11 protein-coding genes are annotated in these 13159 nt (G+C 49.2%); 7 read left to right on the forward strand and 4 right to left on the reverse strand.

Features of this window, described 5'->3' with window-relative positions:
* Positions 1-33: 33 nt before the first annotated feature.
* The 3 genes from pbpC to AC2A06_RS12995 all read left to right on the forward strand — a co-directional run bounded on the left by pbpC (position 34) and on the right by AC2A06_RS12995 (position 3975).
* A complete protein-coding gene (pbpC, locus tag AC2A06_RS12985) occupies positions 34-2403 on the forward strand; it encodes a penicillin-binding protein 1C (protein ID WP_484380565.1) in 2370 nt (789 codons plus the stop codon).
* A 333-nt stretch (positions 2404-2736) separates the two neighbouring features.
* Positions 2737-3483, forward strand: a complete 747-nt coding sequence (truC, locus tag AC2A06_RS12990; protein ID WP_484380566.1) for a tRNA pseudouridine(65) synthase TruC — start codon at positions 2737-2739, stop codon at positions 3481-3483.
* Between the two features lie 42 nt (positions 3484-3525).
* The gene (locus AC2A06_RS12995) at positions 3526-3975 is read left to right on the forward strand and encodes a flavodoxin (protein WP_484380567.1); all 450 of its coding nucleotides are present in this window, start codon (positions 3526-3528) and stop codon (positions 3973-3975) included.
* Positions 3976-4082: 107 nt separating this feature from the next.
* On the opposite strand, the gene AC2A06_RS13000 is transcribed toward AC2A06_RS12995, so the two are convergent.
* From AC2A06_RS13000 to map, 4 genes are all read right to left on the reverse strand, one after another.
* Positions 4083-4472 carry a DUF3461 family protein gene (locus tag AC2A06_RS13000; protein WP_473197074.1) on the reverse strand — a complete coding sequence of 130 codons (390 nt, stop codon included), beginning with the start codon at positions 4470-4472 and terminating at the stop codon, positions 4083-4085.
* A 256-nt stretch (positions 4473-4728) separates the two neighbouring features.
* The gene (gene dapD, locus AC2A06_RS13005) at positions 4729-5553 is read right to left on the reverse strand and encodes a 2,3,4,5-tetrahydropyridine-2,6-dicarboxylate N-succinyltransferase (RefSeq protein ID WP_023490011.1); all 825 of its coding nucleotides are present in this window, start codon (positions 5551-5553) and stop codon (positions 4729-4731) included.
* A gap of 42 nt (positions 5554-5595) precedes the next feature.
* Positions 5596-8259, reverse strand: coding sequence for a bifunctional uridylyltransferase/uridylyl-removing protein GlnD (glnD, locus tag AC2A06_RS13010; protein WP_484380568.1), 2664 nt, complete (start codon positions 8257-8259; stop codon positions 5596-5598).
* Between the two features lie 96 nt (positions 8260-8355).
* Entirely contained in the window at positions 8356-9150 is a 795-nt protein-coding gene (gene map, locus AC2A06_RS13015) for a type I methionyl aminopeptidase (RefSeq protein WP_484380569.1), read from the reverse strand.
* 341 nt (positions 9151-9491) lie between these two features.
* On the opposite strand from map, the gene rpsB reads away from it, so the two are divergent.
* The 4 genes from rpsB (at position 9492) to frr (ending at position 12937) form a co-directional block, all read left to right on the forward strand.
* Positions 9492-10217 carry a 30S ribosomal protein S2 gene (gene rpsB, locus AC2A06_RS13020; protein ID WP_473197077.1) on the forward strand — a complete coding sequence of 242 codons (726 nt, stop codon included), beginning with the start codon at positions 9492-9494 and terminating at the stop codon, positions 10215-10217.
* A 116-nt stretch (positions 10218-10333) separates the two neighbouring features.
* Positions 10334-11185: a translation elongation factor Ts gene (gene tsf, locus AC2A06_RS13025; protein ID WP_023490015.1), complete on the forward strand. Its 852-nt coding sequence runs from the start codon at positions 10334-10336 to the stop codon at positions 11183-11185.
* A gap of 213 nt (positions 11186-11398) precedes the next feature.
* Positions 11399-12124 carry a UMP kinase gene (gene pyrH / locus AC2A06_RS13030; RefSeq protein WP_023490016.1) on the forward strand — a complete coding sequence of 242 codons (726 nt, stop codon included), beginning with the start codon at positions 11399-11401 and terminating at the stop codon, positions 12122-12124.
* A 255-nt stretch (positions 12125-12379) separates the two neighbouring features.
* A complete protein-coding gene (gene frr / locus AC2A06_RS13035) occupies positions 12380-12937 on the forward strand; it encodes a ribosome recycling factor (RefSeq protein ID WP_473197078.1) in 558 nt (185 codons plus the stop codon).
* Positions 12938-13159 lie beyond the last annotated feature (222 nt).

The raw sequence follows: 13159 nt of genomic DNA on the forward strand, positions 1-13159 counted from the left end.
CCACCTCGGGGCTCAGCTTTGTATTGAGAATTGATGAAAATCTTCCCTGTTTCTTTTACTGCGGTTAAACGCTGGCTGCAGAATATTTTAATGGCGGTTTTTTTGCTGGCGCTAGTGATCTTGGCAGCCAGGTTATGGCCTCATCCGCCACTTTCGCAGGGGCTCCCCCTCTCTGCAGTTTATTATGACCGCCATGGCACACTAATGCGCATCACCTTGGCCAATGATGATCGTTATCGCCTATGGACACCGTTAGAAAAGATATCGCCGTTGGTGGTGCGGGGTATTTTGTTACACGAGGATCGCTGGTTTTATTACAACCCCGGTTTTAACCCAGTCAGTCTGTTGCGCGGTTTTTGGCGCAGCTATGTGGCGGGTGGCAAAATGCAAGGTGGGTCGACGATCACCATGCAGTTAGCACGCATGCATTGGCACTTGAATACCCGTACCCCAACAGGAAAATTGATGCAGGTGCTGCGTGCTATCCAATTGGAACTCTATTATTCCAAGGACGATATTCTTGAAGCCTACCTGAATTACGCCCCTTATGGGCGCAATATTGAGAGCATTGGCGCGGCGAGCCTGATTTATTTCGCCAAGACACCAGAAGACCTTACGCTGCCGGAAGCGTTGACACTGGCGGTGTTACCACAATCCCCCAGTTACCGTATTGACCCTAAGACCGGGGTGTTGGGGGCGGCGTTGACCCAGGCACGTAATCGCCTGTTTCAGCGCTGGCAAGGGATTTATGTGACTGACAGCAGCCAGAAAGCCTGGTTCCAGTTGCCTCTGGCACTGCGCCAACCGGAGCAAATGCCCTACATTGCGCCACACTTTATTGAGCAATTGCAGCAGCAGACACAACGGTTGGTGCAGTTAGATACTCGTGTGGAGACAACGCTAGATGCCGGGCTGCAACAGCTGATTGAAAAACAGGTGAATGCATTTATTAACCGTAATCAAAGCCGAGGCATACATAATGCTGCGGTATTACTGGTTGATAGCCGTGATATGGGGGTGCGTGCGCTGGTAGGATCTGCTGATTATTATAACCGAGGGATCCAGGGGCAGGTGAACGGTACCAATGCCAAGCGCTCCCCCGGTTCTACACTGAAGCCCTTCATTTATGCGTTAGGCATGGAGCAGGGGGTATTGCACCCCATGACCATTTTAAAGGATGTATCCTCTTCTTTTGGTGCCTATGCGCCAGAGAATTTTGATCGGCGTTTTCTGGGGCCGGTGACGGCAACTGATGCGTTGAATTTCAGTCGTAATATTCCGGCGGTGTATGTGGCTTCGCAACTACGCCAGCCAACGTTTTATCAGTTCTTAAGTTTGTCCGGTATCGCCAATCTGGCCAGTGAGAACCATTATGGACTCTCATTGGTGCTGGGGGGCGGTGAAGTCACGGCACAAGAACTGGCTAAGTTGTACGCCATACTGGCTAATCGAGGTTTACTGCGTCCATTACGTATGCAGCCAAGTGATGCTTCCCCTCAGCAGCCGATACGGCTATTGAGTGAAGAGGCCAGCTTTATGACGTTGGATATGTTACGCCAGCATCGTCGGCCAGGGGATACCTTGGCACAGCGCTCATCCGCTTTACCGGTCTATTGGAAAACCGGTACTTCTTGGGGGTTCCGCGATGCCTGGAGTGTCGGTATTTTCGGGCCTTATGTGCTGGTGGTGTGGGAAGGCAATTTTGACAGCAAAGGAAATAACGTCTTTGTCGGCGCTGATGCGGCGGCTCCGCTGTTTTTCAACATTATCGACAGTATTAATGCCAGTTACCCGGGGATTGAGGAACCCAAGCATCGGTTCCCGAAGCAGTTGAAACGGCAGGATATTTGCTTGGCTAGTGGTAACCTGCCTACTGAGTGGTGTCAGCAGAAAGGCAAAACCTGGTTTATTCCTGGCAAGTCGCCCATTAAGGTGGATACGGTCTATCGCCCGGTGGTGGTGGAGATTGAGAGTGGTGAAGTAGCTTGCCCACCGTATGATAAATCGCAAACGCGTCTTGAGGTTTTTGAATTCTGGCCTTCGGATTTGGCCAATGTTTTTGCGCAGGCAGGTTTGCCCAAACGGACTCCGCCAGTAAACCATTGCCAAGATGGCACACCGCTGGTGAGTGGTAACCCACCGCGCATAACGTCGCCACTTAAAAATACCACTTATACCCTGAGGCAATCGCAACAGGGGCGTGACAAAATCGCCTTCAATGCCGTGACAGATGCAGACAGTAAAACGGTATACTGGTTTGTCGACGATATTTATCTTGGCAGCAGTAATAGTAAACAAGCCATTGATTGGCGGCCAATCAATAACGGCCAGTATCGTATCAGAGCCGTAGACGACCATGGTCGTGCCGATAGCCGGCTGATTACAATTGAACGGGTTAACTGACATGTTTTATACCCATCGCCAATTGAGCTGCAGCGGTGTTGGCTGCAGTTATTCGCCTCTTCCCTGAGGCTCACCCCGTTGGGGCCGCTGCCAGCAGCGTTCAAATCCGCTCCAGGCGGATTTGTTGCTCACCCGAATCACTTACTCTAGTAAGCTCATCGGGATTCGTTCAGTTGCCGCCTACCTGCAACTTGATTGAACTTGGGTATAGTGAGCAGGGGTAACAGCCAGGTAGCTTGAGTGGTGCCAAGTAACCCGTATTATGGCTTCAATCGGTTTGTTGAAGCAGCGATAAAAACAAGCCAGTAACAGGCATTATAGAAAAGTGTATATATGATTGTTTTATATCAAGATGAATATCTGATCGCCGTTAACAAGCCGAGTGGTTGGCTGGTACATCGTAGCTGGTTAGCTCGTCATGAAACCCAGTTTGTGATGCAGACAGTGCGTGACCAGATAGGCCAGCATGTCTTTCCGGTGCATCGTTTGGACCGTCCTACTTCGGGTGTCTTGTTAATGGCTCTCTCCAGTGATGTCGCGCGTTTACTTTCACAACAGTTTGAACAGCATCAAGTGCAAAAAACTTACCATGCAGTAGTGCGGGGTTATGTGTTATCGGCTGGCACCGTTGATTACGCATTGACACAAGAATTGGATAAAGTGGCGGATAAGTACGCGGATCCGAATAAGGAGCCTAAGCCGGCCATCAGCCATTATCAACCGCTGGCGACGGTAGAAATGCCAGTCGCCATTGGCCGTTATGACACCGCACGTTACAGCTTGGTTGAGCTGAAACCGGAAACTGGGCGTAAGCATCAACTGCGTCGCCATATGGCTCATCTTCGTCACCCGATTATCGGTGATTCGGCTCATGGCGATTTGCGCCAGAACCGGGGGATGGCGCACTATTTCGCTTGTCCTCGTCTCATGTTGCATGCCAGCCATCTACAATTAACCCATCCGGTGAGTGGTGAGTTATTGTCTATTTCTGCACCGTGGGACGAGACCTGGCAGGGCGTGATGGCACAATTTGGCTGGCTCGATGTTGTTGCTGACAGCGTTGGGGCTGAGTTCTTATAACCACCTATTTTTTAAGTTAATAAAATCAAAGGAACGCGAATAATGGCTCAAGTCGGTATTTTCATCGGTACGGTTTATGGTAATGCTTTGCTGGTAGCCGAAGAGGCTGAGACAATTCTTCATCAACAGGGCCATCAGGTTAAACTGTTTGAGGAAGGCACCTTGGAAGATTGGCAGTATTATCGCCAGCATTATACCTTGGTGATTACCTCGACCACTGGGCAGGGAGATTTGCCCGATACTATCGCGCCCTTATTTGATGCTATCCGTGATCAGGTTGGCTATCAGCCAGAGTTACACTACGGTTTGATTGCCTTGGGAGATAGCAGTTACGACAACTTCTGCGGGGGTGGGCACAAATTTGATGCCCTGCTGCAAGAACAAGGTGCTACGCGTGTCGGGGAAGTATTGGAAATTGATGCCATGGAACAACCAGAGCCAGAAGTGGTGTCACGCCCATGGGTAACTCAGTGGGGCACTTTGCTGAAATAACAGCCAATACACAAGTTCATTCAAGCTGCAGGGGCTGCAATTTGAATGAACCAGAAGATAAACGCTTTCGATATAGGCTGTGCTGTGAGTAAGGCTCAGCCTCTATTTTATTTTCCGCGAGTCAACTTTTCCAAGTCTGACTCGATCTCGGCAATTTTGTTAGAGACCACACTTTCCAGATGGCGTAAATCATCCAGAATTTTGCGTTTCAGATCGACTTCAATTTGCTCTCGTTGGCATAACTGGTCCAGTTCGTCGATGATATAGCGCAGGCTGGGGCTGATCTCATTGATCTCTTTGTAGCCTTGGGCAACATTATCGGCTACCACCGTTTTACGTTGGCGAGGGTATTTGAACTTGACGCTTTTGGCAAAAAATTCGCCCTTATCTTTGCGGAAATAAATCTTGAGAATATCGTTATTGGCTTCTTGCCGCAGGCTATAGCGGTCAATATCTTCTGGTTGATTGATTCCTAAGCTTTTCAGGTTGTCATACATAATTGGCCACCTTTTAATAAATAGACCGATTGTTTTAAGTCACAGTATGGTTAGCTGTCACTTACAATCTATAGGGTATCCCAACTGTTATTCAATTGTTAGTTTTGTTGGCTGAAAATTGAAATCCATCAGGGATATTCTACTGCCAAGGATTATGGTGAAAACAGCCGTCCGAGACTGTGACGGCGAGCGTAACGAAAGCAAAAAAAAGCGGGTGATTCACCCGCTATTCATTAATGTTAGTCAATCATTAATGTCAGTCAATGGTGCGCAATAGCTCATTAATCCCGACTTTAGCCCGTGTTTTGGCATCCACTTTCTTGACGATCACTGCGCAGTACAGGCTGTAGCTGCCATCTTTGGAGGGCAAGTTACCGGAAACAACCACCGAACCTGCTGGAACCCGGCCATAATGGATTTCACCGGTTTCTCTATCATAGATACGGGTGCTTTGGCCCAGATAAACCCCCATTGAGATCACCGCACCTTCTTCAACGATCACGCCTTCTACCACTTCTGAACGTGCACCGATAAAGCAGTTGTCTTCGATGATAGTGGGGTTGGCTTGCAGCGGTTCTAACACGCCACCAATGCCCACGCCGCCGGATAGATGCACATTTTTACCGATCTGGGCACAGGAACCGACTGTTGCCCAAGTGTCGACCATCGAACCTTCATCGACATAAGCGCCGATGTTGACGTAAGACGGCATCAGCACCGTATTGCGCGCAATAAATGCCCCTTGGCGGACGGTAGCGGGTGGCACCACGCGGAAGCCTTCTTGCTGAAAACGCGCTGCATCGTAGTCAGCGAATTTCATCGGCACTTTGTCGTAATAACGGGTTTCAGCACCATCGATAACTTTATTGTCGTTGATACGGAAAGAAAGCAGGACGGCTTTTTTCAACCACTGATGTGTTACCCATTGACCGTCGATCTTCTCGGCAACACGCAGGGCACCGCTGTCTAGTAAGGCGAGCACTTGGTTTACCGCTTCACGCGTTACGGTGTCTACGTTCGCCGGAGTGATCTCTGCACGGCGTTCGAAGGCGCTTTCAATAACGTTTTGTAATTGCTGCATGCTGTTTTCTATCCTGATTTTATTAACGAAAGGTTACTTGTATCACATTTTATCGGTTGGATTGAGTGCTTCTGTCAACCGTTGTTCCAACTTTCTGCGTGTTTCTTCGCTTAGGGCACGCCGGTCATTCTCTGCCAGGATAAACAAATCTTCAACACGTTCGCCAATCGTCGAAATGCGCGCGCTGTGTAGCGATAGCGCAAGGTCGGCAAAGACTTCCCCAACCCGTGCCAGTAAGCCGGGTTGGTCAAGGGCGATCAACTCCAGGTAACTGCGACGGTTGGTGTGAGCCGGCAGAAAGTTGACCTCGGTGGGTACGCTGAAGTAGCGCAGCTTGGAGGAACAGCGGCGCACACGGGGTGGTTGGTAATCCTGTTGGGTGATCACTTGCTCCAGAGCATGACGGATCACGGCATGGCGGTCCGGTGCCACGGGGCTGCCATCCGGCTCCAGAACAATAAAGGTATCCATCGCCATGCCGTCTCGGTTGGTAAAGATCTGTGCATCATGCACACTCAGGTTACGCCGATCCAACTCACCGGCGACGGCGGCAAACAGATAAGGGCGATCTTGACTCCAGATAAAGATCTCGGTACCGCCACGTGTTGCCTGGCTACTGACTAATACCAGCGGCTTGGTGGAATCATGGGGTAGCAGATGGCGAGCGTGCCATGCTAATTGATTCGGTGAATGACGTAAAAAGTAATCAGCGCGGCAGCGGCTCCAGATATGTTGCAGTGCCTCTTCATCGATATTATCCATGCGCAGTAGAGCCAGCGCCTGTAAACGATGGTAGCGGATGCGCTCACGCAGGTCCGGGCTGTTTTGCATGCCTCGGCGCAGCTGTTTTTCAGTGGCAAAATAGAGTTCACGCAGCAGGCTCTGTTTCCAACTGTTCCATTGTGTTTCATTGGTGGCGCAAATATCCGCTATGGTCAGGCAAATCAGGTAACGTAAGCGGATTTCACTTTGTACTTCACTGCTAAATTGCTGAATAACAGCAGGGTCTTGAATGTCTCGCCGTTGTGCGGTGACCGACATCAGTAGATGGCGACTGACCAGCCAGGCGACCAACTGAGTTTCACGTGAGTTCAAGCCATGTAATTCGGCAAACTCCATTGCGTCTTGAGCACCAAGAATGGAATGGTCACCACCACGCCCTTTGGCAATATCATGAAACAATGCCGCCAGCAGCAGGAGTTCTGGCTGTGGCAGGCGGGGGTAGAGCTCAACACAGAGCGGGTGGTGTGGGCGGTTTTCCTCGTTGGCAAAACTTTCCAGCTTTTGCAACACGCGGATGGTGTGCTCATCAACGGTATAAGCGTGAAACAAATCGAACTGCATCTGGCCGACAATTTTACTCCATTGCGGCATATAGGCCCACAATACACTGTGACGATGCATTGGCAGTAGTGCGCGGGAAACCGCGCCAGGATGGCGCAGAATAGCCATAAATAACTTTCTGGCGGCAGGGATATTGCACAAAGGTTGTGCCAGATGGCGGCGAGCATGACGTAATTGGCGTACTGTGGTGGAGTAGATGCCGGTGATCTCACGGTTGCAGGCCATCAGGTAAAACATGCGCATGATCGCCTCTGGTTGACGGATAAACAGCTGTTCATCACGCAGGTCAATCAAGGTGCCGCGAAGTTGAAAATCATCATCGAGTGGGTGTGGCTTTTCTGTGGTCTCTAACGCCAGAATAGCTTCATCAAATAGCTGCAATAGCATCTGGTTGAGTTCGCTGACGCGGCGCGTCATCCGATAGAAATCTTTCATCATTCGTTCTATCGGTTCATTACCTGTCCCTGTGTAATTGAGTAACTGGGCGACGCTGAGCTGGCGATCAAAGAGCAGCCGATTATCGTAGCGTGATAGCACCAGATGTAACGCAAAGCGGATACGCCACAAGAAACTTTGACACTCATTTAATTCGTTGCGTTCAGCTTGCGTCAGGAAACCGAATTCCACCATTTCATCCAGAGAGGTTGCACCAAAATGGCGGCGAGCCACCCACAGCAGGGTGTGGATATCGCGCAGGCCCCCAGGGCTGCTTTTGATATCTGGCTCCAGATTATAACTGGTACCGTGATAGCGCTGATGACGTTGCTGCTGTTCGAGAATTTTGGCATCAAAGAATTTTGGTGAAGGCCAGAAGCCATCACTAAAAATATGTTTTTGCAGTTGTAAGAACAGTGCAACATCGCCACAGATTAAACGGGATTCAATCAGATTAGTGGCAATGGTCAGGTCCGCCAGCCCTTCTAGCAGGCACTCTTCCAGGGTCCGTACACTGTGACCTACCTCGAGTTTCAAATCCCACAGCAAGGTGATGAATTCACTGACCCCGGCGGCTTGTTTGTCGTCCAGCGGTGTCTGGCTGAGTATCAGTAGGTCAATATCAGACCATGGATGCAGTTCACCCCGGCCATAGCCTCCAACGGCAACCAGCGCGGTTTCGGGGATATCGGCAAATCCGTAGAATATCCACAGCCGGCGCAGGAGCTGATCAATAAATTCACTACGGGCCGTTACCAGGGCTTCAACAGGAGAACCCGCATTGAATGCTGACTTGAGCCAAAGGTGAAATTGCTCAAGGTGTTGTTTAAGCGCGATGCAGTTAATTTCTGCATCGCCGTAGGTGTTAGGGTATTCCGGTGACGGCGGCGTGTTGGCTGTCTCTGGTTCACAATTATTTTCAGACATGATTCACAGCCCCTAAAAAGCCGGGTATAAACCGGCGTTAGATCACTGATCAAGCCGGTTATTAGAGAAATCTGCAACGGGTTCTATGCTGATTGTCTACTCTTGGTGCGTAATAATGCGCGGGATGGTGTCATCCTTACGTAGTGTCATTATTTCACAGCCATTCTCAGTAACCACAATAGTATGCTCGTACTGAGCCGACAAGCTGCGGTCTTTGGTTTTTACTGTCCAACCGTCTTTCATGGTGCGAATCCGGTAATCACCCGCATTGACCATCGGCTCGATAGTGAAGGCCATACCTGCCTGTAATACTACGCCACCATCATCAGCATCATAATGCAGTACCTGGGGTTCCTCATGGAAATTTTCGCCAATGCCATGGCCACAATATTCACGCACGACAGAGAATTTCTCAGCTTCAACGAATTGTTGAATCGCCTTGCCCAGAGTGCGCAGGCGGATGCCGGGTTTAACCATCTTAAGCGCCAAATACAGGCTCTCTTGAGTAATACGGCATAGGCGATCACCCAGAATGGTGGCTTTGCCGACGGTAAACATTTTCGAGGTATCACCGTGGAAACCGTCTTTGATGACCGTGACATCAATATTGACGATATCACCATCTTTCAACACTTTTTCATCACTGGGAATGCCGTGACAGACCACTTCATTCGCCGAAATACAAACAGATTTCGGATAGCCATGATAGCCAAGGGGAGCGGGGATGGCCTGTTGTTGATGAGTGATGTACTCGTGACAGATTTTGTCCAGCTCACCGGTGGTGATGCCGGGTTTGACATAGGGTTCGATCATTTCAAGCACTTCTGCGGCCAGACGGCCTGCAACGCGCATTTTTTGTATGTCATCAGGTGTTTTGATTGAAATTGCCATGAATTAGTCCGCAGGTGTCGCCATTAATTGATAATAGGAATGAAAGGCTTTGACTTATGGTATCAGCCCTGTAGGTGGCTGCCAAATTTGATTTCCGATATGCAACAAAAGTTGGTGTCGCGGGCCGGTTTATGGTATAAAGCGCGCCGACAGATCCGCAGTTTGTACTGGTTGCTGACTAAGGGTCTAGTTGTAGTATTTAACTGCACTCATATTGTGTAAATAACACACACGTATCGGCACATCCGCCGGGGTGCCTTGAGATGGCTTAGGCCATTGTCGGGGTCGGCGTTATGGGATACGTGGAGGCATAACCCCAATCATTCTATAGAGGTTTAATCATGGCAACTGTTTCCATGCGCGACATGCTTCAGGCTGGTGTTCACTTTGGTCACCAAACCCGTTACTGGAACCCGAAAATGAAGCCTTTCATTTTTGGTGCACGTAACAAGGTTCACATCATCAACCTGGAAAAAACGGTACCAATGGCCAATGCTGCACTGGCTGAACTGACAAAAATTGCTTCCCGTAAAGGTAAGATCCTGTTCGTTGGTACCAAACGCGCAGCAAGCGAAGCGGTAAAAGAATATGCTAACAACTGCGATCAGTTCTTCGTGAACCATCGTTGGTTGGGTGGCATGCTGACTAACTGGAAAACAGTTCGTCAGTCAATCAAACGTTTGAAAGATCTGGAAATCCAGTCTCAAGATGGCACCTTTGACAAGCTGACCAAGAAAGAAGCGCTGATGCGTACTCGTGAATTGGACAAGCTGGAAAACTCACTGGGTGGTATCAAGGACATGGGTGGTCTGCCAGACGCTCTGTTTGTTATCGATGCCGATCACGAACATATTGCAATCAAAGAAGCCAACAACTTGGGTATCCCGGTATTCTCCATCGTTGATACCAACTCTGATCCAGATGGCGTTGACTTCATCATCCCTGGTAACGACGATGCCATCCGTGCAATCAAATTGTACTTGGATGCTGTTGCTACTGCCGTCCGTGAAGGTCGTTCTCAAGATCTGGCCGTTCAGGCGGAAGAAAGCTTCGTAGAAGCTGAATAATAAGGTCAAGCCCTTATTAACCAGGTATTGAATATGTTGGTTAGGGGGCCTATAAAGGCCCCTTTTACTTATCTGAATGAGAACTATCTCCGTGAGAGATAACCGAGGAAAAAGAAATGGCTGATATTACCGCTGCCCTGGTAAAAGAACTGCGTGAGCGTACCAGCGCAGGCATGATGGATTGTAAAAAAGCGCTGATCGAAGCTGCTGGCGACATTGAGTTGGCAATCGAAAACATGCGTAAATCTGGTGCGATCAAAGCCGCTAAGAAAGCAGGCAATGTGGCTGCTGATGGCGTGATCAAGACCAAGATTGACGGTCATTACGGTGTGATTCTGGAAGTTAACTGCCAGACTGACTTCGTAGCTAAAGATGCTGGCTTCCAGGCATTTGCCAACAAAGTGTTGGATGCGGCTGTGGCAGGTAAAATCACAGATATTGATGTGCTGAAAGCTCAGTTCGAAGAAGAGCGTATTGCACTGGTGGCTAAAATCGGTGAGAACATCAATATTCGCCGCGTTGCTTCCCTGGAAGGCGATGTACTGGGTAGCTATCTGCACGGTGCACGTATTGGGGTTCTGGTTGCTGCGAAAGGTGCTGATGAAGAGTTGGTTAAACAACTTGCTATGCATGTTGCGGCGAGCAAGCCTGAATTCGTGAATCCTGAAGATGTGTCAGCTGAAGTGGTAGAAAAAGAGTACCAGGTTCAGTTGGACATCGCCATGCAGTCCGGCAAGCCAAAAGAAATCGCCGAGAAAATGGTTGAAGGCCGCATGAAGAAATTTACCGGCGAAGTTTCTCTGACCGGTCAGCCTTTTGTTATTGATCCAAACAAGAGTGTGGGTCAGTTGCTGAAGGAACATAACGCCGAAGTTGTTAATTTCATCCGCTTTGAAGTGGGTGAAGGTATCGAGAAGGTTGAAACCGACTTTGCTGCAGAAGTTGCAGCGATGAGTAAGCAATCTTAATACCTGTTAGTTAAGGAGCCGCCATCAGGCGGTTCCTTTTATGCCCCAGTTGAGCAGTAGATAAGACGCTTTTGTATAGCTCGCTAAATCGAGTGGAATCGCTAGTGTTGTCATAAGAATCTACCGCTTGAATGATGGGGTATATACTCAGTAAAGGCGCGACATATCAGCCCAAACCTCCAATACAATTACTGCTTCTTAGGACAGAACACCATGGCAACCAATGCAAAACCCGTTTATCAGCGTATCCTACTCAAACTGAGTGGTGAAGCACTGCAAGGTGCAGAAGGCTTTGGGATTGACGCTAGCGTTTTGGATCGCATGGCTCAGGAAATAAAAGAACTGGTCGAGCTGGGGATTCAGGTTGGTGTAGTGATTGGTGGTGGCAACCTTTTCCGTGGTGCTGGCTTGGCACAAGCGGGCATGAACCGCGTAGTGGGTGACCATATGGGGATGCTGGCTACCGTGATGAACGGGTTGGCTATGCGTGATGCCTTGCACCGTGCCTATGTGAACGCTCGCCTGATGTCGGCCATTCCGTTGAACGGCGTGTGTGACAATTACAGTTGGGCAGAGGCGATCAGCTTGCTGCGCAACAACCGTGTGGTTATTTTCTCCGCAGGGACAGGTAACCCGTTTTTTACCACCGATTCCGCTGCCTGCCTGCGTGGCATTGAAATTGAAGCCGATGTAGTATTGAAGGCGACTAAAGTAGATGGTGTATACTCTGCTGACCCGGTGAAACACCCGGATGCAACACTGTTCGAACAGTTGACTTATCAGGACGTGTTGGAGCGAGAGTTGAAAGTGATGGATCTGGCGGCATTCACGCTGGCTCGTGATCATGGTTTGCCAATTCGTGTATTTAACATGAATAAGCCTGGAGCGCTGCGTCGGGTGGTCATGGGTGAAAGCGAAGGCACGTTGATCAGCAAATAACCGCCGTTCTACCAAATTTAGCGGGAGTGTGTGTATCTGGCCTCATGGTAACGTTGCCGATAGCAGGCAACTGAATATGCTGATAGGCTTGAGCAAGCCGATGATTCAGGTGATTGAGCGCCATCAACACTTCTGTAGCTTGAAAGATCACGGGTAGATAACCCCAGGTGCTCTCTACCCATTAGAGTAAAATTCACGGGCTATACGTATTTGAGCTATGGCCTGCCAAGTAACCAGCTTTCAAGGGTTCGCAACGTGATAAATGAAATCAGAAAAGATGCCGATTCGCGCATGGGAAAATGCGTAGAATCATTCAAAAACCACATCAGCAAGATCCGTACCGGCCGTGCTTCACCCAGTATTCTGGATGGCATCATGGTGGAATATTATGGCTCTTCAACACCATTGCGCCAACTGGCTAACGTAACGGTTGAAGATTCCCGTACTTTGGCGATCAATCTGTTTGATCGTTCTTTGGGGTCAGCAGTAGAAAAGGCCATTATGGCTTCTGATCTGGGGCTGAACCCTAACTCTGCAGGCGCTGTGATCCGTGTTCCACTGCCACCGTTGACGGAAGAGCGTCGTAAGGATCTGATTAAGGTGGTCCGCGGTGAAGCAGAACAAGGGCGTGTTGCCGTGCGTAATGTGCGTCGTGATGCTAACGATAAAGTCAAAGTGCTGTTGAAAGATAAAGAAATCAGTGAAGATGAAGATCGTCGTTCACAAGATGATATTCAGAAAATGACTGATGCCTATATCAAGTTACTTGATGCTGCGTTGGCTGACAAAGAAAAAGAGCTGATGGATTTTTAATCATCATCATGCAGGGATAAGCGTCGCCTGAGCGGCGCTTTATTTTTTGTGGTATCTCATCCATGATAATTTAAGTTGCAAGGTTGCGGTTTGCGCATCGTGGTCTGCAATTTGAATGGTGATGGGTATAGCGTCCGTCTTATCATTTTTAGAGGTCACAGATAATCGCGGCTACAGCTTTTATGCTCGATTATCTTGGATTTCATCGCACAGTGATTCAGA

It is taken from the genome of Serratia sp. HNCC26DJ244 (genome assembly GCF_057180565.1).

Coding starts and splice junctions, on each gene's coding strand:
- pbpC (WP_484380565.1), top strand. CDS start 34: ATGAAAATCTTCCCTGTTTCTTTTACTGCGGTTAAACGCTGGCTGCAG.
- truC (WP_484380566.1), top strand. CDS start 2,737: ATGATTGTTTTATATCAAGATGAATATCTGATCGCCGTTAACAAGCCG.
- AC2A06_RS12995 (WP_484380567.1), top strand. CDS start 3,526: ATGGCTCAAGTCGGTATTTTCATCGGTACGGTTTATGGTAATGCTTTG.
- AC2A06_RS13000 (WP_473197074.1), bottom strand. CDS start 4,472: ATGTATGACAACCTGAAAAGCTTAGGAATCAATCAACCAGAAGATATT.
- dapD (WP_023490011.1), bottom strand. CDS start 5,553: ATGCAGCAATTACAAAACGTTATTGAAAGCGCCTTCGAACGCCGTGCA.
- glnD (WP_484380568.1), bottom strand. CDS start 8,259: ATGTCTGAAAATAATTGTGAACCAGAGACAGCCAACACGCCGCCGTCA.
- map (WP_484380569.1), bottom strand. CDS start 9,150: ATGGCAATTTCAATCAAAACACCTGATGACATACAAAAAATGCGCGTT.
- rpsB (WP_473197077.1), top strand. CDS start 9,492: ATGGCAACTGTTTCCATGCGCGACATGCTTCAGGCTGGTGTTCACTTT.
- tsf (WP_023490015.1), top strand. CDS start 10,334: ATGGCTGATATTACCGCTGCCCTGGTAAAAGAACTGCGTGAGCGTACC.
- pyrH (WP_023490016.1), top strand. CDS start 11,399: ATGGCAACCAATGCAAAACCCGTTTATCAGCGTATCCTACTCAAACTG.